The following is a 22,219-nucleotide window of genomic DNA, read 5'->3' on the forward strand; positions in this document are numbered from 1 at the left end:
CGGCCCGGTGCGGCACCGCACCGGGCCGGGTCGCGCGCGGGAGTTCCGGGATCAGTACTCGCCGGTCAGTACTCGACCTGGAACATGTAGCGGCGCTTGTCCAGGTCGTGGCCGCGCACCGACTCGTAGTGGCGGGCGAGCCGGGTGCCGAAGAGGTCCAGCGCGATCGGCGTGATGTCGCCGCGCACCGCCTCCGGGACACCGGGCAGCGAGAAGATCCGGGAGTCCACGTAGTGCGCCTTCTTGGTGTACTTGGCCAGGAAGGTCTTGGCGCGCTCGGCCATCGGCCGGGTGGCGTCCTCGCCGAGGAAGAGGATCACCGGCTGGTCCTCGGTGACGACCTCGAAGGCGCCGTGGAAGAACTCACCGGCGTTGTAGGTGCCGCCGTGCTTCCACTGCATCTCCATCAGATAGCACATCGTGAAGCCGTATCCGGCGCCGTAGTTGGGGCCGGCGGACAGGACGTACGTGACGTCCTCGTCGGCCAGCGCGGTGGCGATCGAGGCCGCCAGCTCCTCGCCCTCCTCCTGGGCCTTGTACAGCGCCTCGGGCAGCGCCTCGTACGCCGTGCGGAGCGCCGCGTAGTCGCCCTCGGCGCCGGTCTTCTCCAGCAGCGCGTACACGAGCTGCCCGAACAGCACGCCCTTGGGCGCGACGACGGTGTCCTCGCTGCGGTAGGTGAACGCGGCGTGCGCGGCCTTCGCGAGAGGGCTGTCGGCGCTACGCGTCAGGGCCGCGACCTTGGCGCCGGCGCTACGGGCGTACTCGGCGGCCGCGACGGTCTCCTTGGTGGTGCCGGTGTGCGAGGAGACCAGGACGAGCGAGCCCTCGCCGAGCAGCGCGGGGCGGCGCAGGTTGAACTCGTCGCTGTTCATGTGGAAGACGGGGAACGAGGCCCGGGTCTCCAGGAGGAAGTGCGCCGGGTAGGCGGCGGTGAGCGAGCCGCCGCAGCCGACGAGGAAGACGTTGCGCAGCCCGCCCGCGACGACCTCGTCGACGAACGCGCGCGCGGCCTCGTTCTGGCTGAGAGCGAAGGACACGGCCTCCTTGAAGTCCTCGGTGATCGGCTTGAGGGGCAGGGATGCGGTAGTCACGCGGGTCCTTTCCTGAGCGGTGCGCCGGGCGCCGCGCGCCCAACGGTGAGAACGTTCCCAAGCGGATACCCGAGAACGTTCCCGGCGCCGGTGGGCGGCGTGGTTGGGAACGTTCTCAATCGCGGGGTGCTGGGAACCTTCCCACTCCCGGTTCCCCACCGTCAATACCCCTGCCGGACCCGATAGCCTGACCGCGCCATGACGACGAACCGACGCAGGCCGGCAGGCCGCCCCGCAACCCTCCCCGATGTCGCGCGCGAGGCGGGCGTCTCCCGCTCCACCGCCTCCCGCGCGCTCGCCGACTACGGCTCGGTCAGCCCCGAAGCACGCGAACGCGTACGGGCCGCGGCCGAAAAGCTCGGCTACCGCGCCAACCAGCTGGCCCGCTCCATGATCACGGGACGGACGCACACCCTCGGCGCGATCGTCGCCGACATCCAGAACCCGTTCTTCGCGGGCGTCACCCGCGGCATCACGGACGCGGCCCGCGCCGCCGGGTACCAGGTCCTGCTCGCCAACACCGACGAGGACGTGGCCGCCGAGCGCGCCGCGGTGAAGATGCTGCGCGACAAGCACGTCGACGGCCTGATCGTCGCCCCGGCCGCCACCACCGAGACCGGCCACCTGGCGGCCGCGCACGCCGCGGGCTGCCCCGTCGTCCTCCTCGACCGCCAGGCGCCCGGCCTGCCCGCCGACTCCGTCACCGTCGACAACCACGGCGCCGCCCAGGACGCGGTCCGCCGCCTGCTCGCCGCGGGCCACCGCCGCATCGCCCTGGTCAGCCTGCTGGGCACGGCCCCCGTCGACGGCGCGGACACCGCTTCGGAGGCCGCCCCCGCCGACCCGGTCTCCACCGGTCTGGAGCGCATCGAGGGCTACCGTGCCGCGCTGCGCGAGGCGGGCATCACCGACACCGGCGCCTACCTCCGCACCGGTACCTTCCACCGCGCGGACCCGGCCGACCTCACCGCCGAGCTGCTGTCCCTCCCCGAGCCGCCCACCGCCGTCTTCGCCACCGACAGCATGATCGCCCTCGGCGTCCTCTCCGCCGCCCGCGACCACGGCCTCCGCGTCCCCGAACACCTCTCCGTCGTCACCTTCGACGACACCGACTGGGCCCGCGCCGTCCGCCCCCGCATCAGCGTCGTCGCCCAGCCCGTCCAGGAACTGGGCGCCCGCGCCGTCCAGTCCCTCATCGCCCGCATCGAAGGCACCACGCACGCCCCCGAACACATCGTCCTGGACACGGAGTTCATCGCCCGTGAGTCGATCGCCCCGCCGCGCACCGGAACTTGACCTCAAGCCGAGTTGAGGTTCTAGCGTGCGGCACGAGTGATCGACAACGGCGGTCACCGGCTGGCGACAGGAGAAGGCAACGATGATCCTTGTGACCGGCGCGACCGGAAACATCGGGAGCGCTCTGCTGCGGGAGCTGCGGGTGGCCGGCGCCGGCCCCGTGCGCGGGCTGACCCGGGACGCGGCGCGGGCCGCATTCCCCGCGGACGTCGAGGCCGTGGAGGGGGACCTGGCTCAGCCGGCCGCGCTGAAGCCGGCACTGGACGGGGTGCGTTCGCTGTTCCTCGTACCGGGCATGGGCGCGGACGCGGACGTCCTCGCGGCCGCCCGGCACGCAGGCGTCGAACATGTGGTGCTCGTGTCGTCCATGACCGTGCAGACCCACCCCCACCTGGCACCCGCCGAGGAGAACCGCGTCGTCGAGCAGCGGCTCAAGGACAGCGGCATGGCGTGGACGATCCTGCGGCCGACGCAGTTCACCTCGAACGCCCTGTGGTGGGCGGCGTCGATCCGCGCGCACCGGTCGGTCCGGGCGCCGTACCCGGACATCGGGCTGCCCGCCGTCCACCCCGCCGACATCGCGGCGGTGGCCGCGGCGGCGCTGACCGAACCGGGGCACCGGGGACGGACGTACGCCCTCACCGGACCGGCCCGGGTCACGCCCCGGCAGCAGGTCGAAGCCATCGGCGCGGCCCTGGGAGAAGAGGTGTCCCTCGACGAGATCAGCCGGGAGGAGGCCCACCGGGAAATGGCGTCCTTCATGCCGGACGGGACCGCGGACGCGATACTCGACCTGATGGGCGGCGACGTCAACGACGAGCTGCTCGCGGTGCGCGACACGGTCTCGCAGGTCACCGGCGCTCCGGCCAGAACGTTCCAGCAGTGGGCCAGGGAGAACGCCGCCGCGTTCCGCTGATACGCACGGAGGGGCGGCGCACCATCAGGCGCGCCGCCCCTCCCACGCGTAAGGGGGCCTGGATCAGCCCTCCACGCCCAGCTTCTCCAGGATGAGCTCCCGGACGCGGGCCGCGTCGGCCTGGCCGCGGGTGGCCTTCATGACGGCACCCACCAGCGCGCCCGCGGCGGCGACCTTGCCGCCGCGGATCTTGTCGGCGATGGCCGCGTTGGACTCGATTGCCTCGTCCACAGCCTTGCCCAGCGCGCCCTCGTCGGAGACGACCTTCAGGCCGCGCTTCTCGACGACCTCGTCCGGGGTGCCCTCGCCGGCCAGTACGCCCTCGATGGTCTGACGGGCGAGCTTGTCGTTGAGCGAACCCTCCGCGACCAGCGCGGCCACCCGGGCCACGTCGGCCGGGGTGATCGGCAGCGCGTCGAGGTCCACGCCGTCCTCGTTGGCACGGCGGGCCAGCTCGCCCATCCACCACTTGCGGGCGGCCGCGGCGTCCGCGCCGGCCTCCGTGGTGGCGACGATCAGGTCGACCGCACCGGCGTTGAGGATCGACTGCATGTCGTGCTCGGAGATGCCCCACTCCTCGCGCAGCCGGTTACGGCGCACGCGCGGCAGCTCGGGCAGCCCCTTGCGCAACTCCTCGACCCACTCGCGGGACGGGGCGACGGGGACCAGGTCGGGCTCCGGGAAGTACCGGTAGTCCTCCGCCTCCTCCTTCACGCGGCCGGACGTCGTGGAACCGTCGTCCTCGTGGAAGTGGCGGGTCTCCTGGATGATCGTGCCGCCGGACGAGAGCACCGCGGCGTGCCGCTGGATCTCGAACCGGGCCGCACGCTCGACGCTGCGCAGCGAGTTGACGTTCTTGGTCTCCGAGCGCGTACCGAACTTCTCGCTGCCCTTGGGCATCAGCGAGAGGTTCACGTCGCAGCGCATCTGGCCCATCTCCATGCGGGCCTCGGAGACGCCGAGCGCCTTGATGAGCTCGCGCAGTTCGGCGACGTACGCCTTGGCGACCTCGGGGGCCCGCTCGCCCGCGCCCTTGATGGGCTTGGTGACGATCTCGATGAGCGGGATGCCGGCGCGGTTGTAGTCCAGGAGGGAGTGCGAGGCGCCGTGGATACGGCCCGTCGCGCCGCCCACGTGCGTGGACTTGCCGGTGTCCTCCTCCATGTGGGCGCGCTCGATCTCGACCCGGAAGACCTCGCCGTCCTCCAGCTGAACGTCCAGGTAGCCGTCAAAAGCGATCGGCTCGTCGTACTGCGACGTCTGGAAGTTCTTCGGCATGTCCGGATAGAAGTAGTTCTTCCGGGCGAAGCGGCACCACTCGGCGATCGAGCAGTTCAGCGCGAGGCCGATCTTGATGGCGGACTCCACGCCGATCGCGTTGACGACCGGGAGGGAGCCGGGCAGCCCCAGGCAGGTGGGGCAGGTCTGGGTGTTGGCGTCGGCGCCGAGCGCCGTCGAACACCCGCAGAACATCTTGGTCTTGGTGCCGAGCTCGACGTGCACCTCGAGACCCATGACGGGCTCGTACGTCGCGAGGGCGTCCTCGTACGAGACCAGGTCAGTGACAGTCACGGTGAAACAATCCCTCTCAGCCCAGCAGGACGTCGTCGTCGCCCAGGTGCTTCAGTTCCCGGTAGAGGATCGCCAGGCCGGTGACGATCGCCGCGGCCGAGACGGCCGCGTCGATCAGCCGCAGCGTGTCGTTCTCCTGCCGGGCCAGCTTCGCCTGCTTGGCGACGCTCAGCGCGCCGAAAGCGGTGGTGCCCATGGACAGGTACAGACCCGACTTGGACTTCTTGAAGTTCTTGGCCTTCTTCGTGATCGCGCTCACAGCGACGGTGCCTCCTCAAGCAGCGGGTGGCCCCACCTTTCCACGAAGGCGGCCTCGACGGCGGCACCGACCTTGTACAGCCGGTCGTCCTTCATGGTCGGGGCGATGATCTGCAGGCCAACGGGCAGCCCGTCCTCGGGAGCCAGACCGCAGGGCAGCGACATGGCCGCGTTGCCCGCCAGGTTCACGGGGAGCGTGCACACGTCCGCGAGGTACATCGCCATCGGGTCGTCGGCGCGCTCGCCGATCGGGAAGGCGGTGGTGGGCGTGGTCGGCGAGACGATCACGTCGACCTGCTCGAATGCCTTCTCGAACTCGCGGGTGATCAGGGTCCGCACCTTCTGCGCGGAGCCGTAGTACGCGTCGTAGTAGCCGGAGCTGAGCGCGTACGTACCGAGCATGATCCGGCGCTTCACCTCGGGGCCGAAGCCGGCCTCGCGGGTCAGGGCCGTGACCTCCTCGGCCGACTTCGTGCCGTCGTCGCCGACCCGCAGGCCGTAGCGCATGGCGTCGAAGCGGGCCAGGTTGGAGGAGCACTCCGAGGGCGCGATGAGGTAGTACGCCGCCAGCGCCAGGTCGAAGGACGGGCAGTCCAGCTCGACGATCTCGGCGCCCAGCTCCTTCATCAGCGCGACGGACTCGTCGAACCGCTGGATGACGCCGTCCTGGTAGCCCTCGCCGCGGAACTGCTTCACCACGCCGACGCGCATGCCCGCCACGGAGCCGTTGCGCGCGGCCTCGACGACCGCCGGGACCGGCGCGTCGATGGAGGTGGAGTCGAGCGGGTCGTGGCCCGCGATCGCCTCGTGCAGCAGCGCCGCGTCCAGGACCGTACGGGCGCAGGGGCCGCCCTGGTCGAGGGAGGAGGAGAACGCGACCATGCCGTACCGCGAGACGCCGCCGTAGGTCGGCTTCACGCCGACCGTGCCGGTGACGGCCGCGGGCTGGCGGATGGAACCGCCGGTGTCCGTACCGATCGCCAGCGGCGCCTCGTACGAGGCGAGGGCCGCGGACGAGCCGCCGCCGGAGCCGCCGGGGATGCGGGTGAGGTCCCACGGGTTGCCCGTCGGGCCGTACGCGCTGTTCTCCGTCGAGGACCCCATGGCGAACTCGTCCATGTTGGTCTTGCCGAGGATGACGACGTCGGCGGCCTTCAGGCGCTGGGTCACCGTCGCGTCGTACGGCGGGATCCAGCCCTCGAGGATCTTGGAGCCGACGGTGGTCGGGACGCCCTCGGTGGTGAAGATGTCCTTCAGGGCGAGCGGGACGCCGGCCAGCGGGCCGAGCTTCTCGCCGCGCTCGCGCTTGGCGTCCACGGCGCGGGCCTGGGCGAGCGCGCCCTCCCGGTCGACGTGCAGGAAGGCGTGCACCTTCTCGTCCACGGCCTCGATCCGGGCCAGGTGGGCCTCGGTGACCTGGACGGCGGTGACCTCACCGGCCGCGATCTTCGCTGCGGTCTCGGCGGCGGTCAGCTTGATCAGTTCGTGTGCTGCGGTCTGCGCCATCTCGGTCACTCCTCCCCCAGAATCTGCGGCACCTTGAATCGCTGCTGCTCCTGGGCGGGGGCGCCGGAGAGCGCCTGCTCGGGGGTGAGCGACGGACGGACCTCGTCCGCCCGCATGACGTTCGTCAGGGGCAGCGGGTGGGAGGTCGGCGGAACGTCTTGGTCGGCGACCTCGGAGACGCGGGCTACCGCGCCGATGATGTCGTCGAGCTGTCCGGCGAAGTGGTCGAGCTCTTCGTCCTTCAGCTCCAGACGTGCCAGCCGTGCGAGGTGGGCGACCTCCTCGCGCGTGATGCCAGGCATGCAGCGATCCTCTGCTGGTTTCCGGTGGAGTTTCCGCCCCAATCCTATGGCTCCGGGAGTCGTGACCGCGAAACGCTTTCCCGTCGGCCCCCGAAGCCCGGCCCCAACGGCCCGGTTCACGTGGGATCCAGCCGGGCCCGGCAAGATCAAGCTCGACCGGCAGGATCCAGCGAAGCCGGGCAAAATCCAGCCCGTCCGGCGTTTGAGGACAGCGCCCGGAGGGCGCTCCCCCACCGACGCCCGCGGCCGACCGCGAAACCGCTCCCCGCGCCCGGCACACCCGCCCCGACAGGGGCCGGCCCGGCCTACTTCACGACCTGGCCGGAGGGCCGGTCGGCCTCCTCTGAGTCGGAAGGCGCGCCTTCCGACTCCCGGCGCCAGCCGTGGTGCTCGCGCGCCCGCAGCCACGCCGTCGTCTCGTCCGGCGGCATCGCGGCGGCCACCAGCCAGCCCTGTACCGCGTCGCAGCCCAGGTCCCGCAGCCGCTCCCAGGTCTCGTCGTCCTCGACGCCCTCCGCGACGACGAGCAGGCCGAGGGAGTGCGCGAGGTCGAGCGTGCAGCGGACGATCTCGGCGTCCTCGGTGTCCACCGCGAGCCGGGCCACGAACGAGCGGTCGATCTTCAGCTCGCTGACGGGCAGCCGCCGCAGGTGCACCAGCGAGCTGTACCCCGTACCGAAGTCGTCGAGCGACATCTTCACGCCGTGGCCGGTCAGGCCGTTCAGCGTGTCGGCGGCGCGCTGCGGGTCCTCCAGCAGCACATGCTCGGTGATCTCCAGCTGGAGCGAGCCCGGCGGTACGCCGTGCCGCGCCAGCCGCGCGGCCACCGCGCCGGCGAACCCGGGGGTGTGCACGTCCCGCGGTGAGACGTTCACCGCGACCGGGACCTCCAGGCCGTCCGCGCGCCAGCGCGCCACCTGGCCGAGCGCGGTCTCCAGGACGTACTCCGTCAGCCGCGGCATCAGCCCGGAGGACTCGGCGATGGCGATGAACTCGTCCGGAGGGACTCTCCCGCGGTCCGGGTGCACCCAGCGCACCAGCGCCTCGAGGCCGGCCACCTGGCCGTCGAAGCGGACCTTGGGCTGGTAGTGCAGCTCGACCTCGCCCGCGTCCAGCGCCCGGCGCAGGTCGCCGAGGAGGCCGAGGCGGTCGGGGGTGTTGCCGTCGCGCTTGGCTTCGTAGACCTCCACGCCGCTGCGGTCCCGCTTCGCCTGGTACATCGCGACGTCCGCGCGGCGCAGCAGGCCCTCGGCGTCCAGCGCGTGGTCCGGATAGACCGCGACGCCGGCGCTCGCCTCGAGCACCAGCGTCAGCCCGTCCAGGTCCAGGGGCGAGCCCAGCGCGGCGACAAGCGAACGGGCCACCCGCTGCGCGCTGGTGAGGGAATCGGCGGTGGGCAGCAGCACCGCGAACTCGTCGCCGCCGAGCCGCGCGGCCTCCGCTCCGCGGGGCAGGGCGTGCCGCAGCCGCTCGGCGATCTGGAGGAGCAGGCGGTCACCGGCGAGGTGTCCGAGGGTGTCGTTGACCGACCGGAAACGGTCGAGATCGATCAGTACGAGGGCGGCGCGGGCGCCGACGCGCTCGGCGTCGTCCAGCGCGCTCCAGGTGCGCTCCAGCAGCCACTGGCGGTTCGGCAGGCCGGTCAGCGGGTCGCGCAGCTGCTCCTCGGCGCGGGCCCGCGCGATCCACAGCGTGGAGTCCAGCGCGATGAGCGGCACGGCGAAGAGCGGCAGCAGCAGCGGGGTGTGCTCGGCGACCACCACGATCAGCGGGGCTATGCCCACCAGCGCGACGCCGACCAGGGCCTGCCGGGTCACCGCCCGGCGTGCGATGGACGGCAGCCGGCCGTTGCGCGAGCCCATCAGGAACCACAGCAGCGCACGGGTCACCGCCAGATACACCAGCGCCGATCCGAGGATCGGCGGCAGTACGGACAGATCCCACTCCCCGGGCCGGCCGGGGTCGGCCACGCTGGGCGTGATGCCGAACGCGGCGAGGCCCAGCGCCGCCGCGCCCAGGCCGAGCACGTCGATCGCGCCGTGCACCACCGCCTGCCGCCAGCGCTGCCGGCGCGCCGCGCCGACCAGCACGACCACGGACAGGCTGATCAGCAGGGCGGGCACCCAGCCGTACAGCAGCAGGACGGCCAGGGCCAGCGCGGCACCGGAGCCGGCGCCGCCGGACCAGCGGTCCCGGCCGATGGCGACGAGATGCCCGACGATCACGCCGGTGAGGACGGCCAGCGACCAGCCGACGGCGCCGCGCGGGAAGAGCGCGGCGCCGCCTCCGATCGTCATGATCACGCCCGTCACGAGCACCAGGGCGGCCGTCAGAACCACAGCCGCGGGCAACGCGGGCATGACGAGCCGCCGGAGCCGCGACGCCGGAGCGGCGCTGTCGGTCGGTTCCATTCCGATACCTCTCACAGCCGGCTGTGCCCGCGCCACGGCAGGCGCACCCCTCAACAGTAGGCCGCAGAAGGCCCGCACGGGCAGCGATCGGCAGCGGTTGCCCGAATGCGACCCGACCACCCGTAAGCGTCTGGTATGCGCCGAAGAAGTGACTTGCTCACTCCTCCTCCGGCGGCGTGACCGCTACCGCGCGGGCGGCGTCGGGGCCCTCTTCGAGCAGCACCGCGAAACCGTCATCGTCCAGCACAGGTACCTTCAACTGCATAGCCTTGTCATATTTCGAACCAGGATTGTCGCCTACAACGACGAAACCAGTCTTCTTCGAGACAGATCCGGTCACTTTCGCTCCAAGGCGTTGCAGCGCTTCCTTCGCGCCATCTCTGGTGTGTGATTGAAGTGTTCCCGTTACGACGACGGTGACGCCCTCCAGCGGCCTCGGGCCTTCGTCGCCTGTGCTCTCCTCCTCCATCCGGACCCCGGCGGCACGCCACTTGTCCACGATGTCGCGGTGCCACTCCTCCTCGAACCACTGCTTGAGCGAGGCGGCGATGGTGCCGCCGACACCCTCGACCGCGGCCAGCTCCTCCTCGCTCGCCTCCCGGATCCGGTCCAGCGAACGGAACTCCATCGCCAGCGCCTGCGCCGCGACCGGCCCCACGTGCCGGATCGAAAGGCCCGTCAGGATGCGGGCGAGCGGGCGCTCCTTGGCCGCCTGGATGTTCTCCAGCATCGCCAGGGCGTTCTTCTTCGGCTCGCCCTTCTGGTTGGCGAAGAACGTGACGACCTTCTCCTCGCCGGTCTTCGGGTCCCGCTTGGGCAGGCCGCTGTCCGGGTCGAGGACGTAGGACTTGATGGGCAGCAGCTGCTCGATGGAGAGCCCGAAGAGGTCGCCCTCGTCCTTCAGCGGCGGCTCGGCGGGCTCCAGCGGCTGGGTCAGCGCCGTCGCCGCGACATAGCCGAAGTTCTCGATGTCCAGGGCCTTGCGGCCCGCGAGATAGAAGAGCCGCTCGCGCAGCTGCGCCGGACAGCCCCGCGCGTTCGGACAGCGCAGGTCGATGTCGCCCTCCTTGGCGGGCTGCAGCGCCGTCCCGCACTCGGGGCACTCGGCCGGCATCACGAACTCCCGCTCGCTGCCGTCCCGCAGGTCCGCCACCGGCCCCAGGATCTCGGGGATCACGTCGCCCGCCTTGCGCAGCACGACCGTGTCCCCGATGAGGACGCCCTTGGCCTTGACCACGTCCTGGTTGTGCAGCGTGGCGAACTCGACCTCGGAGCCGGCCACCATGATGGGCTCGACGACCGCGTACGGCGTCACCCGGCCGGTCCGCCCGACACCCACCCGGATGTCCAGCAGCTTGGTGTTGACCTCCTCCGGGGGGTACTTCCACGCGATCGCCCAGCGCGGCGCGCGCGAGGTCGCCCCGAGGCGGCCCTGCAGCCGGATCTCGTCGAGCTTGACGACGACGCCGTCGATCTCGTGCTCGACGTCGTGGCGGTGGTCGCCGTAGTACTTGATGAACTCCCGCACCGCGGCGAGCGAGTCGACGACCTTGTTGTGCTTGGCCGTCGGCAGGCCCCACTCGCGCAGCAGGTCGTACGCCTGCGACTGGCGGTCGATGTCGAAGCCCTCGCGGGCGCCGGTGCCGTGCACGACCATGTGCAGCGGCCGGGTCGCCGTGACCTTGGGGTCCTTCTGGCGCAGGGAACCGGCCGCGGCATTGCGCGGGTTGGCGAACGGGGGCTTGCCGTCCGCCACCAGGCGGGCGTTGAGCTGCTCGAACGCCTCCATCGGGAAGAAGACCTCGCCGCGGATCTCCACCAGCTCCGGGACGCGGTCGCCCTTGAGCCGGTCGGGAATGTCCGCGATCGTCCGCACATTGGGCGTGATGTCCTCGCCCGTGCGGCCGTCGCCGCGGGTGGCGGCGCGGGTCAGCCTGCCGTGCTCGTACGTGAGGTTGACCGCGAGGCCGTCGACCTTGAGCTCGCACAGGAAGTGGTACCCCGCGGACTTCGGGTCGCCGCCCAGCTCCGTCGCCAGCCGCTCCGCCCAGGCGGCCAGCTCCTCGTCGTCGAAGGCGTTGTCCAGCGAGAGCATCCGCTCGCGGTGGGCGACCTCCGTGAACTCCGTCTCGTACGACCCCGCGACCTTCTGCGTGGGCGAGTCGGGCGTCCGCAGCTGCGGATGCTCCTCCTCCAGCGCCTCCAGGGAGCGCAGCAGCTTGTCGAACTCCGCGTCGCTGACGACCGGGGCGTCCTTGACGTAATACCGGAAGCGGTGCTCCTCGACCTCCTCCGCGAGCCGCTGATGCCGCTCGCGCGCCTCCGAGGGCACGCCGGCTCCCGCCGCGTCGTCCGCCGCCCCGTCCGCCGTCCGTCCGGTCTGCTCTTCGCCGGCCACCGTCTGTCCTCCCGTGTCCTTGAGTGCGCTCACTCAGGGTTGTCCGCGAGCGATCCCGCCGCCCGGACGCAATGGGCGAGCACCTTACGGGCATAGTCGGGCGAAGCGCCCGCGAGCCCGCACGCGGGAGTGATCACCACGGACTCGCTGAGAGTCCCCGGATTCAGCCCCAGCCTGCGCCACAGCGTCCTGACACCCATGACGCTACCGGCAGGGTCTGACAATGGGCCGTCGGTGCCCGGCACGACGCCGGCGAAGAGCGTCGTACCGCCCTCGACGGCCTCGCCGATCGCCTCGTCATCACGCTCGGTGAGCAGCGAGAAGTCGCACGCGATGCCGCGCGCACCGGCCCGGCGCAGCAGCGCGAAGGGGACGTCGGGGGCGCAGGAGTGGACGATCACGGGCGTACGGTCGTGGCCGTCCTCCTCCGCCCCGCCCGCCGCGCCGATGATGTCGCGGAGCGCGCCCTCGACGACGGCGCGGTCCACGGCGCGGTGGGTGCGGTAGCCGCTCGCGGTCTTCACGCTGCCGCGCAGTACGGAGGTCAGCGACGGCTCGTCCAGCTGGAGCACGATCCGCGCGCCCGGTACCCGGCGCCGTACGTCCGCGAGATGCCCGCGCAGCCCCTCCGCCAGGGAGGCGGCCAGGTCCCGGCAGGCACCCGGGTCGCTCAGCGCGGCCTCCCCGTTGCGCAGCTCCAGGGAGGCGGCCAGCGTCCACGGGCCGACGGCCGAGACCTTCAGGGCACCCTCGTACCCCTGCGTGAACTCCTCCAGCGCGTCGAGGTCCTCGCCGAGCCAGGACCGGGCCCGGCGGGTGTCCCGGCCCGGCCGGTCGCTGATCCGCCAGCCGCTGGGCTCCACATGCGCGTACACCTCGACGAGCAGCCCGGCGGTCCGGCCGATCATGTCGGCACCGGGCCCTCGGGCGGGCAGCTCGGGCAGGAACGGCAGCCGTTCCAGGGATCCGGTGACGGTCTTCGCGGCCTCGCGCGCGTCGCCACCGGGCATCGACCCGATACCGGTGGCCGCGCGGGCGCCCCAGGGGTTAGTGGTCTTGTCGCTCACGCGTCCGACCCTATGCGGCGCGGCCGGGTGGCTGCGCGCGTGTGGCCGCGAGTGTGCCCTGCGTACGGCCGGGGCGTCAGCGTCCCGGGCGGACCGACAGGTCGGTGATCTCCGCGTCCCGGGGGAGGTCGAGGGCCGTGAGGACCGTGGTCGCGATCGACTCCGGGTCGATCCAGCGGTCCGCGTCGTACGCCTTGCCCTCCTGCTGGTGCACGCTCTCCTGCATGGCGGTCGCGGTGCGCCCCGGGTACACGGAGGTGACCCGCACCCCGTTGTCGTGCTCCTCGGCGCGCAGCGCGTCCGCGAGCGCCTTCAGGCCGTGCTTGCTGGCCGCGTACGCGCCCCACTGCGGGTTGGCGCGCAGCCCCGCGCCGGAGTTGACGAAGACCACGTGGCCCTGCGCGAGCCGCAGCTGCGGCAGGAAGAGGCGGGTCAGCTCGGCCGGCGCGACCAGGTTGGCGGTCAGCTGGCGCTGCCAGCTCTTGGCGGGCAGGTCGGCGACCGCGCCCAGCTCGACAACGCCCGCGATGTGCAGGACGGAGTCCAGCCGGTCGGGCAGCGTCTGGTGGCCGAGCGCCCAGGCGAGCTTCTCGGGGACGCCGAGGTCACCGACGACCGTGCGCGCCCCGGGGAACTCCGCGGCCAGCTCCTTGGCGCGGCCCGCGTCCCGGGCCAGCAGCCACAGCTCCTCGCCCCGGTCGGCCAGCCGCCGCGCGACCGCCGCCCCGATGCCCGATCCTGCGCCGGTGATCAAGTGCGTACCCATGGGGGCGATCCTAACGACAGGTACACACAAGGCGGGCGTACGGGGCGCCCGCCCGGGCATCCCCGCCGCGGGCACCCGCCCCAGCACCCCGCTGCGGGCCCCCACCGGATATCCGCACCCCGCCCTGGGTATCCCCCTGGTGGGGGCCTCCGGGGCTGCGCAATCGGGGCCCGCGCGAAAGTCGTACTACCCCGCCGCGCCGGCGTCAGCCCTGTAGCCCGCCTGCTCCTCCAGGAAGGCCAGCGCGCCCACGCCGTCCTCGGCGAAGAAGGCCAGCTCGGTCAGCGGTACCGGGAGGAAGTTCTCCTCCTCCATGCGCTGGAACTGCTGCTTGAGGCCGTCGTAGAAGCCGTTCGTGTTCAGGATGACGACGGGCTTGGTGTTGAGGCCGTGCTTCTTCAGCTCCAGGATTTCCGTGGCCTCGTCCAGGGTGCCGGTGCCGCCGACCATCACGACGATGGCGTCGGCGCGGGCGAGCAGCGCCGCCTTGCGCTCGGCGAGGTCCGCGGTGATCACCATCTCGTCCGCGCCCGCGCGCGCCTTGTGGGCCAGGAACTCCACGGAGATGCCGATGAGCCGGCCGCCGTTCTCCTGCACGCCGTCGGCCATGACCTTCATCAGGCCGGTGTCCGAGCCGCCCCAGACCAGCGCGTGCCCGCCCTTGCCGATCAGCTCGGCGAACTCACGCGCTGGGGTGGTGTAGGTCTCGGCCAGGTCATTGGCGGAGCAGAAGACACAAATGTTCATACGGCAACCATACGGGCGGGCAGGGGACACACGACGGTCCCCCACCCACTCCTCACGGGGCGGGCAGGGAACGCACGCCGGTCCCCCGCCCACTCCTCACGGGGCGGGCAGGGAACGCACCCCGGCCCCCGCCCACCCGTCACATCAGGCCCGAGGCCGGCCCCGTCAGATCAGGCCCTGCGCCAGCATCGCGTCCGCGACCCGCTCGAACCCGGCGATGTTCGCGCCCACGACGTAGTCACCGGGGCGCCCGTACCGCTCGGCCGTCTCGAAGCACGTGCGGTGGATGTTCTCCATGATCGCCGCGAGCTCGCCCTCCGCGCGCTCGAAGGTCCACGACTCCCGTGCGGAGTTCTGCCGCATCTCCAGCGCGCTCGTCGCGACGCCGCCCGCGTTGGCCGCCTTGCCGGGCCCGAAGGCCACTCCGGCCTCCCGGAACACCGCGACCGCACCCGGCGTCGTGGGCATGTTCGCGCCCTCGGACACCACCTTCACGCCGTTGCGCACCAGGACGCGCGCGGCCTCCTCGTCCAGCTCGTTCTGCGTGGCCGAGGGCAGCGCCACATCGGCGGGGACGTCCCACACGGACCCGCCGGGCACGTACGTCGCCGAGGACCCGCGCCGCTCCGCGTAGTCGCTGATCCGCCCGCGCTCGACCTCCTTGACCTGCTTCAGCAGATCGAGATCGATGCCCTTCTCGTCCACGACGTACCCGCCGGAGTCCGAGCACGTCAGCACGTTCGCACCGAGGGCCTGCGCCTTCTCGATCGTGTAGATCGCGACGTTGCCGGAGCCGGAGACCACGACCTGCCGGCCGTCCAGGTCCTCGCCGCGCTGCTTGAGCATCTCGGCGGTGAACAGCACGTTCCCGTATCCGGTGGCCTCCGTGCGGACCAGCGAGCCGCCCCACTCCAGGCCCTTGCCGGTGAGCACGCCGGCCTCCCAGCGGTTGGTGATCCGCCGGTACTGGCCGAACAGGTAGCCGATCTCGCGGCCGCCGACGCCGATGTCACCGGCGGGGACGTCGGTGTGCTCCCCGAGGTGACGGTGCAGTTCGGTCATGAAGGACTGGCAGAACCGCATGACCTCGGCGTCGGACCGGCCGTGCGGGTCGAAGTCGCTGCCGCCCTTGCCACCGCCGATGTTCAGTCCGGTGAGCGCGTTCTTGAAGATCTGCTCGAAGCCGAGGAACTTCACGATGCCGAGGTTGACCGAGGAGTGGAAGCGCAGGCCGCCCTTGTAGGGGCCGAGGGCGCTGTTGAACTCCACCCGGAAGCCGCGGTTGACGTGAATCCGTCCCTTGTCGTCCGTCCACGGCACCCGGAACATGATCTGCCGCTCCGGCTCGACGACGCGCTCCAGAATGCGGGCGTCGGCGAGCTCGCGGCGCACGGCGAGCACCGGGTCGAGGGTCTCCAGTACCTCAAGAGCCGCCTGGTGGAATTCCGGCTCCCCGGGATTGCGCCGGACCAGCTCGGCATACAGGCCGGCCGGCCCGGCCCGATGATCCCCGGCGGCCTTGTCCTCCGTACGCTCCGTACGATCCGCTTGCACCGTCACGATCATTTTCCTTCCCATAGACGGCCGTTGACGTCCCGTCGCCCCCGCGACTCTATGTCCCCGCCCGCCACGCACGGTATCCGGTTCTCCGGGAACCCGGGCGGGGCTCCCGGTGCACGCCTGGTGGGCCCGCTCCCGCGTTGCCCCTGAGGCGGAGCGGCGCGACGCTGGAAACATGAGCGACCGGGCCCGTCCGGTACCCCTCAAGGAGCACCCGCCCGGCCGGAAAGGGGCTTCCCATGCGCATGCTGCTCAAGGTTTCGCTCGATACACCGACGGCCAACGACGCCATCAAGAACGGCACGCTTCCCAAGACGATCGAGAACGCGCTGACGAATCTCCGTCCGGAAGCGGCCTATTTCACTACCGAAAACGGCTGCCGTACCGCGTTTATCTTCTTCGATCTGCAGGACCCGTCCCAGATGCCGAAGACCGGAGAACCGTTTTTCCTCGAACTCGGTGCGAAGGTGCAATACACACCGGTCATGAACGCGGAGGACCTCCGCAAGGGCCTCGCGGCCCTTAACGGCGGCTAGGCGGCTTCCGGCAGCCGGTCAGCAGCCGCAGTCGCAGCACTCACAGCACTCACAGCATTCACAGACCTCGCAGCACTGACAGCCCTCGCAGCAGTCGCTGAGGCAGCCCTTGCGCTTCTTCCGGGACCAGGGGCCCTCGTAATCGTCGGCGCAGCAGAGCCGGCAGGTGCAGCAGAGGCCGATGAAGGCGGCGCAGCCGGCGAAGAAGCCGCGGGGTTTCTTCGGCCGGCGGGGGCCATCACCGGAGCCACCGGAGCCACCGGCCCCTCCGGGCCCGCCGGGCCCGCCGGGCCCTCCCGCGCCGCCGTGGCCCCCGCTGTACGGGTTCTGCGGGCCGTTCAGGGGCTGCTGCCCTTGGGCGTCGTAGTACGGGCCGCCGGCCGGAGGCGGACCGTACGGCGCTGCCTGACCGTACGGTGACGGCTGCCCGTACTGGGGCGGTTGACCGGCAGGGCCGTCATGGCCCGCGTGGCGGCACGACGTCGCGCCGAAGGCGCGGTCCACGGCGCGGCGGAGTTCGTGGACGAGCAGGATGTGTACGAGCCGGGAGTCGGCGAACTCCACGTCACTCAAGGCGAGTCGGATGCCGTGGAGGGCGTCGTCGCAGAGGCGGCGGGCCTGGCCGAGACCGGCGCCCGTGGCGGTGAGCGGGTTCCAGGCGCCCTCGGCGGCGTCCGTCGCGCGGTCCTCCACGGCGTCGAGGAGGTGGGCGAGCCGGCCGAAGAGGCGGCCGGCCTCGGCGAGCGGTTCGGCGTTGCCGGGGCGGCCCGCCAGGACCGCCGTGTGGGCGAAGGCCGCGGCGGTCGCCGTCTCGGTCGGCTCGGTGATGACGGTCAGCGGTGTGCCGGGGCCGGCCAGCCGCTCGACAGCCGGCTGCCGGTCGACCGCGTCGACCAGTACGGCGGTGTCGAAGCCGACCGTGGAGCCGGTACGCGTCCCGGCCCGGTGCCAGCCGGTGGCGACCTTGCGCGCGGCGGCGGCGACGGGCCGGCGGCGCAGCAGTCCGTCCTGGTCGGCGACGTGATCGCGGATCTTCGCCGAGGCGAGCACGAGGGAGACCGACGCGGCGAGCCGCGCGCCCTCCCCCTTCGCCACCGAAGCGGTGCGCATGCCGCGCAGCGGGCAGGGCCCGGCGGTCCGGCGTCCGGCCGCCGCCTGACCGGTCTGGGCGTCGGTCAGTACGGAAACGATCAGGCCGTCGTAGTTCGTGACCACTCTGGCAAACTGCCCGTGATCGTTACGCAGCGCGAGGCAGAGGCCGCACAGATGGGCCATCCACTCCGCTTTGAGCCCTTCGGTCAGGCGATGAGTGCAGGGCCTGACGATCCCGAACATCTGAAACCCCCGTATGACGTCGACAACGCCAGGGGATCGTACAGATCACGCTGCTGACCTGCATAAACGACGTATACAGGTCCGCGCATGGGCGTCGTGTCGTCAGATGAGGCGGTTTCTTCCGCCGGGCCGGCCGGACTCGGTCATACGCCCGCCGTGGCCCGCGTGGTGGTCGCGATCGTCGCCGAGCCGACCACCCGGGTGCCGTCGTACAGGACGATGGCCTGGCCGGGGGCCACGCCGCGGACCGGTTCGGCGAAGGTGACCTTGAAGCCGTCGGGGGTCGGCTCGGCGGTGACCTCGGTTTCCTCGCCGTGGGCGCGGAGCTGGGCGGTGTACGTGCCGGGGCCGGCCGGCGGGGTGCCGCACCAGCGGGGGCGGATGGCGGTGAGGGCGGTGACGTCGAGGGAGGCCGCCGGGCCGACCGTGACCGTGTTGTCGACCGGGGAGATGTCCAGGACGTAGCGCGGCTTGCCGTCGGGGGCCGGGGTGCCGATGCGGAGGCCCTTGCGCTGGCCGATGGTGTAGCCGTAGGCGCCCTCGTGCTTGCCCAGGACGTTGCCCGTCTCGTCGACGATGTCGCCTTCCGCGCGGCCCAGGCGCTTCGCGAGGAAGCCCTGGGTGTCGCCGTCGGCGATGAAGCAGATGTCGTGGCTGTCGGGCTTCTTGGCGACGAAGAGACCACGGCGGGCCGCTTCTTCGCGGATCTCCGCCTTGGTGGTGAGGGTGTCACCGAGGGGGAACATCGCGTGCGCGAGCTGGCGCTCGTCCAGGACGCCGAGGACGTAGGACTGGTCCTTGGCCATGTCGGAGGCGCGGTGCAGCTCGCGGGTGCCGTCCTCGCGGGTCACGACCGTGGCGTAGTGGCCGGTGCAGACCGCGTCGAAGCCGAGGGCGAGGGCCTTGTCGAGGAGGGCGGCGAACTTGATCTTTTCGTTGCAGCGGAGGCAGGGGTTCGGCGTCCGGCCCGCCTCGTACTCCGCGACGAAGTCGTCCACCACGTCCTCGCGGAAGCGTTCGGCGAGGTCCCAGACGTAGAAGGGGATGCCGATGACGTCGGCGGCGCGGCGGGCGTCGTGCGAGTCCTCGATCGTGCAGCAGCCGCGGGCGCCGGTGCGGAAGGACTTGGGGTTCTCGGAGAGCGCGAGGTGTACGCCGGTCACGTCGTGGCCGGCCTCGGCGGCGCGGGCGGCGGCGACGGCGGAGTCGACACCGCCGGACATGGCGGCGAGCACGCGGAGGCGGCGGGGAGCGTCAGTCATAGCTCTTCCAGAGTAGACGGAACCACCGGCAGGAAGAGAAGCGAGCGGCGCCCGGCCGCCGGGTAGCGGCGAAGGGTGGCGCCGCCGGGCGGAACCGGGAGGTGGGGGGTGAGCGTTGTTCAGCGCATGGGAGACGGTGATCACACGGCCCGCAGAGGCATCGGCCGCCGCGCGGTGCTGATCGGCGGGACGGTCGCGGTGGCGGCCGCGGGACTGACGGCGCACGACCAGCTGGAGCGCTGGTGGTGGCGGCTGCCCGGCCAGGAAAAACCGCGCAAACCGGGCGAGGTGGACTACCAGAGCGCGCAGTGGTCCGCCGCGTCCGGGGCGAACTGGCGGCGGGCCGACCGGCCGGCCGACTACGTGATCGACCGGGTGGTGATCCATGTGGTGCAGGGCAGTTACGCGACCGCCCTGCGGGTCTTCCGTAATCCGGCGCACGGCGCGGCCGCGCATTACGTCGTCCGGAAGGACGGGCATGTCGCGCAGACCGTCCGCGAGCTGGACGTCGCCTTTCACGCGGGCAACCGGGAGTACAACGAGCGCAGCATCGGCATCGAGCACGAGGGCTTCGTCGACCGGCCGCAGGACTTCACGGCCGCGATGTACGCGAGCTCGGCGCGGCTGACGGCGGACATCTGCGCGCGGTACGGGTTTCCGGCGGACCGGGAGCACGTGATGGGGCATGTGGAGGTGCCGGGCGCGGATCACACCGATCCGGGGCCGCTGTGGGACTGGGACCGGTACATGGATCTCGTGCGGGAGGCCCTGTCCCGGAATCCGGGGAAGGGCCGGGACCCGGGGAAGGCCCCGGCCTAGCCGCCGCGGCTCAGCTCAGTCCCGCGCTCCGTGCCCGTTGCACTACCGGCCCTATCGCCTCCGACAGGGCCGCCACGTCCTCCTTCGTGGAGGTGTGGCCGAGGGAGAAGCGGAGGGTGCCGCGGGCCAGGTCCGGGTCCATGCCGGTGGCGAGCAGGACGTGGCTGGGCTGGGCGACGCCGGCCGTGCAGGCCGAGCCGGTGGAGCACTCGATGCCCTGCGCGTCCAGCAGGAGGAGGAGCGAGTCGCCCTCGCAGCCGGGGAAGGAGAAGTGCGCGTTGGCGGGGAGGCGGCCCGCCGGATCCGGGTCGCCGCCGAGGACGGCGTCGGGCGCGGCGGCCCGTACGGCCGTGATCAGCTCGTCGCGCAGGGCGCCGATCTCACGCGCGAATTCCTCGCGGTGCGCGACGGCGTGCCGCCCGGCCGCGGCGAAGGCGGCGATCGCGGGCGTGTCGAGGGTGCCGGAGCGTACGTGGCGCTCCTGGCCGCCGCCGTGCAGGACGGGCACGGGAGCGTACTCGCGCCCCAGCAGCAGCGCCCCGATGCCGTACGGACCGCCGATCTTGTGGGCGGAGACGGTCATGGCGGCCAGGCCGCTGGCGGCGAAGTCCACCTCCAGCTGGCCGAACGCCTGGACCGCGTCCGCGTGCACCGGGATGTCGAACTCGCGGGCCACCGCGGCCAGTTCGGCGACCGGCTGGACGGTCCCTATCTCGTTGTTGGCCCACATGACGGTGATCAGCGCGACGTCCGAGGGGTCCGTGGCGATCGCCGCACGCAGGGCGTCCGGATGCACCCGCCCGTAGGCGTCCACGGGCAGCCACTCCACGCGCGCGCCCTCGTGCTCGGCGAGCCACTCGACCGCGTCGAGCACGGCGTGGTGCTCGACGGGGCTGGCGAGTACGCGGGTACGGGACGGCTCGGCGTCCCGGCGGGCCCAGTACAGGCCCTTGACGGCGAGGTTGTCGGCCTCCGTGCCGCCCGCGGTGAAGACCACCTCACTGGGGCGTGCGCCGAGCGAGGCGGCGAGGGATTCCCTGGCCTCCTCGACGGTACGGCGGGCACGCCGGCCGGCGGCATGCAGCGAGGAGGCATTGCCGGTGACGGTCAGCTGGGCGGTCATCGCCTGCACCGCCTCCGGAAGCATCGGGGTGGTGGCGGCGTGGTCGAGGTAAACCATGGTGCGCACGATTCTACGAGCTGCCGGGCGCGCTGCGGGAGCGCGTACCCGGCGCATGCCCGGCGCGCGGAGGCACCCTCCGCCGGCAACCGCCCGGCACCCTCTGCCGACAAGCCGGCCCGGCGCCCTCCGCCGGGATCCGCCGCCGGGTCAGTCCAGCAGCGCCCGGGCCAGCTGCCGGGACTGCGCGACCAGGCGGTCGTCGGCGTCCCAGACCTCGGCGTCCTCCTCGAGGAAGCCGCCGGCGAGGTTGCGGGTGGTGATCGAGACGCGCAGCGGGCCGGGCGCCGGGCGGCAGCGGATGTGGGTGGTGAGCTCGACGGTGGGGACCCAGCCCTTCAGGCCCATCTCGAAGGCGGTGGGCGGCAGCGCGTCGACCGTGAGGAGGAGGGAGAGCGGGTCGGCGTCGCGGCCGTCGGCGAGGCCGAACCAGCCGCGCATCTCGCCGTTGCCGCTGGGCGCGCCGATGGCCCAGCCGCAGGTCGCGGGGTCCAGCCGGACGTCGAGCCGGGCGGTGATCGCCGAGCTGCCCGGGATCGCGGGGCGGCCCTCGGGCGCCGCGTCCGTACCGAAGCACTCCTCGTACGCGGGCATGGCAGGCGGCTTGGCGGTGGTGCGGACGTCGTCGGGGAGCGCGTCGAGGTCGCCGTAGGCGGCCAGTACGCGCAGCCGCTCGACCTCGGAGCCGTCGTCCTCGAACTGGACGAGGGTGGCCGTGCCGGTGGACATGGTGCGGCCGGTGCGGACGACCTCGGTGCGGATCACGGCGGGGCCCGGCCGGGAGGCGGTGAGGTAGTGGGCGGTGACCGTCATCGGGTCGGGGTGCGGCAGCGCGTCGCCCAGGGCGCGGCCCATCAGCGCGAGGAGGTAGCCCCCGTTGACCGCGTGGATGATCGTCCAGCCCGCGGAGAGCTCCGCGTCGTACACGCCGGGAGAGCGGCGGACGATCGCCGTGTCACGGTCGAACTCGCTGTTGCCTATGGTCACCTCTGCCATGCGGTGCACCGTACATGGAATTATTACCGACCGGTAGAGGCGTCTCATCCGCTCGCGGACGGCGGCGGGAGGTGGGGGGGGGGGCGCGCCCCCCCCCCCCCCCCACCCCGGGGGCCGCCCCCCCCCCGGGCCCCGCCCCGGGGCCGTTACGCCCCCCCCGCCCCCCGAGCCGGGAGACCCCCAGTGTGGAAAGAGGAG

19 protein-coding genes are annotated in these 22,219 nt (G+C 72.2%); 4 read left to right on the forward strand and 15 right to left on the reverse strand.

Annotated features, from left to right (window positions below; all coding sequences use genetic code 11):
• Positions 1–65: 65 nt before the first annotated feature.
• Positions 66–1,094, reverse strand: a complete 1,029-nt coding sequence (locus ACIGXO_RS09020) for an SIS domain-containing protein (protein ID WP_399782478.1) — start codon at positions 1,092–1,094, stop codon at positions 66–68.
• Positions 1,095–1,292: 198 nt separating this feature from the next.
• Here ACIGXO_RS09020 and ACIGXO_RS09025 point away from each other — a divergent pair, with 198 nt between their 5' ends.
• Together ACIGXO_RS09025 and ACIGXO_RS09030 are read left to right on the forward strand one after the other, a co-directional pair.
• Positions 1,293–2,390, forward strand: a complete 1,098-nt coding sequence (locus ACIGXO_RS09025) for a LacI family DNA-binding transcriptional regulator (protein ID WP_399782481.1) — start codon at positions 1,293–1,295, stop codon at positions 2,388–2,390.
• Positions 2,391–2,472: 82 nt separating this feature from the next.
• Complete coding sequence (locus ACIGXO_RS09030) at positions 2,473–3,306, forward strand: SDR family oxidoreductase (protein ID WP_399782483.1); 834 nt, start codon at positions 2,473–2,475, stop codon at positions 3,304–3,306.
• A 63-nt stretch (positions 3,307–3,369) separates the two neighbouring features.
• Here the strand turns inward: ACIGXO_RS09030 and gatB are convergent, their stop codons facing one another.
• From gatB to gdhA, 10 genes are all read right to left on the reverse strand, one after another.
• Positions 3,370–4,878 carry an Asp-tRNA(Asn)/Glu-tRNA(Gln) amidotransferase subunit GatB gene (gene gatB, locus ACIGXO_RS09035; protein ID WP_399782486.1) on the reverse strand — a complete coding sequence of 503 codons (1,509 nt, stop codon included), beginning with the start codon at positions 4,876–4,878 and terminating at the stop codon, positions 3,370–3,372.
• Between the two features lie 16 nt (positions 4,879–4,894).
• Positions 4,895–5,137: a hypothetical protein gene (locus tag ACIGXO_RS09040; RefSeq protein WP_030258159.1), complete on the reverse strand. Its 243-nt coding sequence runs from the start codon at positions 5,135–5,137 to the stop codon at positions 4,895–4,897.
• Positions 5,134–6,642, reverse strand: a complete 1,509-nt coding sequence (gene gatA, locus ACIGXO_RS09045) for an Asp-tRNA(Asn)/Glu-tRNA(Gln) amidotransferase subunit GatA (RefSeq protein WP_399782488.1) — start codon at positions 6,640–6,642, stop codon at positions 5,134–5,136. The genes ACIGXO_RS09040 and gatA overlap by 4 nt, the downstream gene beginning before the upstream one ends.
• A 5-nt stretch (positions 6,643–6,647) precedes the next feature.
• Positions 6,648–6,944 (reverse strand): Asp-tRNA(Asn)/Glu-tRNA(Gln) amidotransferase subunit GatC, encoded by a 297-nt coding sequence (gene gatC, locus ACIGXO_RS09050; RefSeq protein WP_030258164.1) that lies wholly within the window; start codon positions 6,942–6,944, stop codon positions 6,648–6,650.
• Positions 6,945–7,249: 305 nt separating this feature from the next.
• Positions 7,250–9,355, reverse strand: a complete 2,106-nt coding sequence (locus ACIGXO_RS09055) for a putative bifunctional diguanylate cyclase/phosphodiesterase (RefSeq protein WP_399782491.1) — start codon at positions 9,353–9,355, stop codon at positions 7,250–7,252.
• 157 nt (positions 9,356–9,512) lie between these two features.
• Positions 9,513–11,753: an NAD-dependent DNA ligase LigA gene (gene ligA / locus ACIGXO_RS09060; protein ID WP_399783807.1), complete on the reverse strand. Its 2,241-nt coding sequence runs from the start codon at positions 11,751–11,753 to the stop codon at positions 9,513–9,515.
• A 29-nt stretch (positions 11,754–11,782) separates the two neighbouring features.
• Positions 11,783–12,820 (reverse strand): methionine synthase, encoded by a 1,038-nt coding sequence (locus ACIGXO_RS09065; RefSeq protein ID WP_399782494.1) that lies wholly within the window; start codon positions 12,818–12,820, stop codon positions 11,783–11,785.
• Between the two features lie 76 nt (positions 12,821–12,896).
• Complete coding sequence (locus tag ACIGXO_RS09070) at positions 12,897–13,586, reverse strand: SDR family oxidoreductase (RefSeq protein ID WP_399782497.1); 690 nt, start codon at positions 13,584–13,586, stop codon at positions 12,897–12,899.
• A 186-nt stretch (positions 13,587–13,772) separates the two neighbouring features.
• Entirely contained in the window at positions 13,773–14,333 is a 561-nt protein-coding gene (locus tag ACIGXO_RS09075; protein WP_399782499.1) for a TIGR00730 family Rossman fold protein, read from the reverse strand.
• A 165-nt stretch (positions 14,334–14,498) separates the two neighbouring features.
• The gene (gene gdhA, locus ACIGXO_RS09080) at positions 14,499–15,899 is read right to left on the reverse strand and encodes an NADP-specific glutamate dehydrogenase (protein ID WP_399782502.1); all 1,401 of its coding nucleotides are present in this window, start codon (positions 15,897–15,899) and stop codon (positions 14,499–14,501) included.
• Between the two features lie 233 nt (positions 15,900–16,132).
• Here gdhA and ACIGXO_RS09085 point away from each other — a divergent pair, with 233 nt between their 5' ends.
• The gene (locus tag ACIGXO_RS09085) at positions 16,133–16,429 is read left to right on the forward strand and encodes a hypothetical protein (RefSeq protein ID WP_399782505.1); all 297 of its coding nucleotides are present in this window, start codon (positions 16,133–16,135) and stop codon (positions 16,427–16,429) included.
• 18 nt (positions 16,430–16,447) lie between these two features.
• On the opposite strand, the gene ACIGXO_RS09090 is transcribed toward ACIGXO_RS09085, so the two are convergent.
• Together ACIGXO_RS09090 and mnmA are read right to left on the reverse strand one after the other, a co-directional pair.
• Positions 16,448–17,764, reverse strand: a complete 1,317-nt coding sequence (locus ACIGXO_RS09090; protein WP_399782507.1) for a DUF5685 family protein — start codon at positions 17,762–17,764, stop codon at positions 16,448–16,450.
• 143 nt (positions 17,765–17,907) lie between these two features.
• Entirely contained in the window at positions 17,908–19,026 is a 1,119-nt protein-coding gene (mnmA, locus tag ACIGXO_RS09095) for a tRNA 2-thiouridine(34) synthase MnmA (RefSeq protein ID WP_399782510.1), read from the reverse strand.
• 126 nt (positions 19,027–19,152) lie between these two features.
• Here mnmA and ACIGXO_RS09100 point away from each other — a divergent pair, with 126 nt between their 5' ends.
• Positions 19,153–19,845 (forward strand): N-acetylmuramoyl-L-alanine amidase, encoded by a 693-nt coding sequence (locus tag ACIGXO_RS09100; protein ID WP_399783810.1) that lies wholly within the window; start codon positions 19,153–19,155, stop codon positions 19,843–19,845.
• Between the two features lie 10 nt (positions 19,846–19,855).
• Here the strand turns inward: ACIGXO_RS09100 and ACIGXO_RS09105 are convergent, their stop codons facing one another.
• Entirely contained in the window at positions 19,856–21,025 is a 1,170-nt protein-coding gene (locus ACIGXO_RS09105) for a cysteine desulfurase family protein (protein WP_399782513.1), read from the reverse strand.
• Positions 21,026–21,175: 150 nt separating this feature from the next.
• On the reverse strand, positions 21,176–22,021 hold the full coding sequence (locus tag ACIGXO_RS09110; RefSeq protein ID WP_399782516.1) for a thioesterase family protein: 846 nt from the start codon (positions 22,019–22,021) through the stop codon (positions 21,176–21,178).
• Positions 22,022–22,219: the final 198 nt, after the last annotated feature.

This window comes from Streptomyces sp. NPDC053542, assembly GCF_044544685.1.
Taxonomy (GTDB): domain Bacteria; phylum Actinomycetota; class Actinomycetes; order Streptomycetales; family Streptomycetaceae; genus Streptomyces.

Coding starts and splice junctions, on each gene's coding strand:
- gatA (WP_399782488.1), bottom strand. CDS start 6,642: ATGGCGCAGACCGCAGCACACGAACTGATCAAGCTGACCGCCGCCGAG.
- gdhA (WP_399782502.1), bottom strand. CDS start 15,899: ATGATCGTGACGGTGCAAGCGGATCGTACGGAGCGTACGGAGGACAAG.
- ACIGXO_RS09030 (WP_399782483.1), top strand. CDS start 2,473: ATGATCCTTGTGACCGGCGCGACCGGAAACATCGGGAGCGCTCTGCTG.
- ACIGXO_RS09085 (WP_399782505.1), top strand. CDS start 16,133: ATGCGCATGCTGCTCAAGGTTTCGCTCGATACACCGACGGCCAACGAC.
- ACIGXO_RS09070 (WP_399782497.1), bottom strand. CDS start 13,586: ATGGGTACGCACTTGATCACCGGCGCAGGATCGGGCATCGGGGCGGCG.
- gatC (WP_030258164.1), bottom strand. CDS start 6,944: ATGCCTGGCATCACGCGCGAGGAGGTCGCCCACCTCGCACGGCTGGCA.
- ACIGXO_RS09110 (WP_399782516.1), bottom strand. CDS start 22,021: ATGGCAGAGGTGACCATAGGCAACAGCGAGTTCGACCGTGACACGGCG.
- mnmA (WP_399782510.1), bottom strand. CDS start 19,026: ATGACTGACGCTCCCCGCCGCCTCCGCGTGCTCGCCGCCATGTCCGGC.
- ACIGXO_RS09025 (WP_399782481.1), top strand. CDS start 1,293: ATGACGACGAACCGACGCAGGCCGGCAGGCCGCCCCGCAACCCTCCCC.
- ACIGXO_RS09105 (WP_399782513.1), bottom strand. CDS start 21,025: ATGGTTTACCTCGACCACGCCGCCACCACCCCGATGCTTCCGGAGGCG.
- ACIGXO_RS09100 (WP_399783810.1), top strand. CDS start 19,153: ATGGGAGACGGTGATCACACGGCCCGCAGAGGCATCGGCCGCCGCGCG.
- ACIGXO_RS09055 (WP_399782491.1), bottom strand. CDS start 9,355: ATGGAACCGACCGACAGCGCCGCTCCGGCGTCGCGGCTCCGGCGGCTC.
- ACIGXO_RS09075 (WP_399782499.1), bottom strand. CDS start 14,333: ATGAACATTTGTGTCTTCTGCTCCGCCAATGACCTGGCCGAGACCTAC.
- ACIGXO_RS09090 (WP_399782507.1), bottom strand. CDS start 17,764: ATGTTCGGGATCGTCAGGCCCTGCACTCATCGCCTGACCGAAGGGCTC.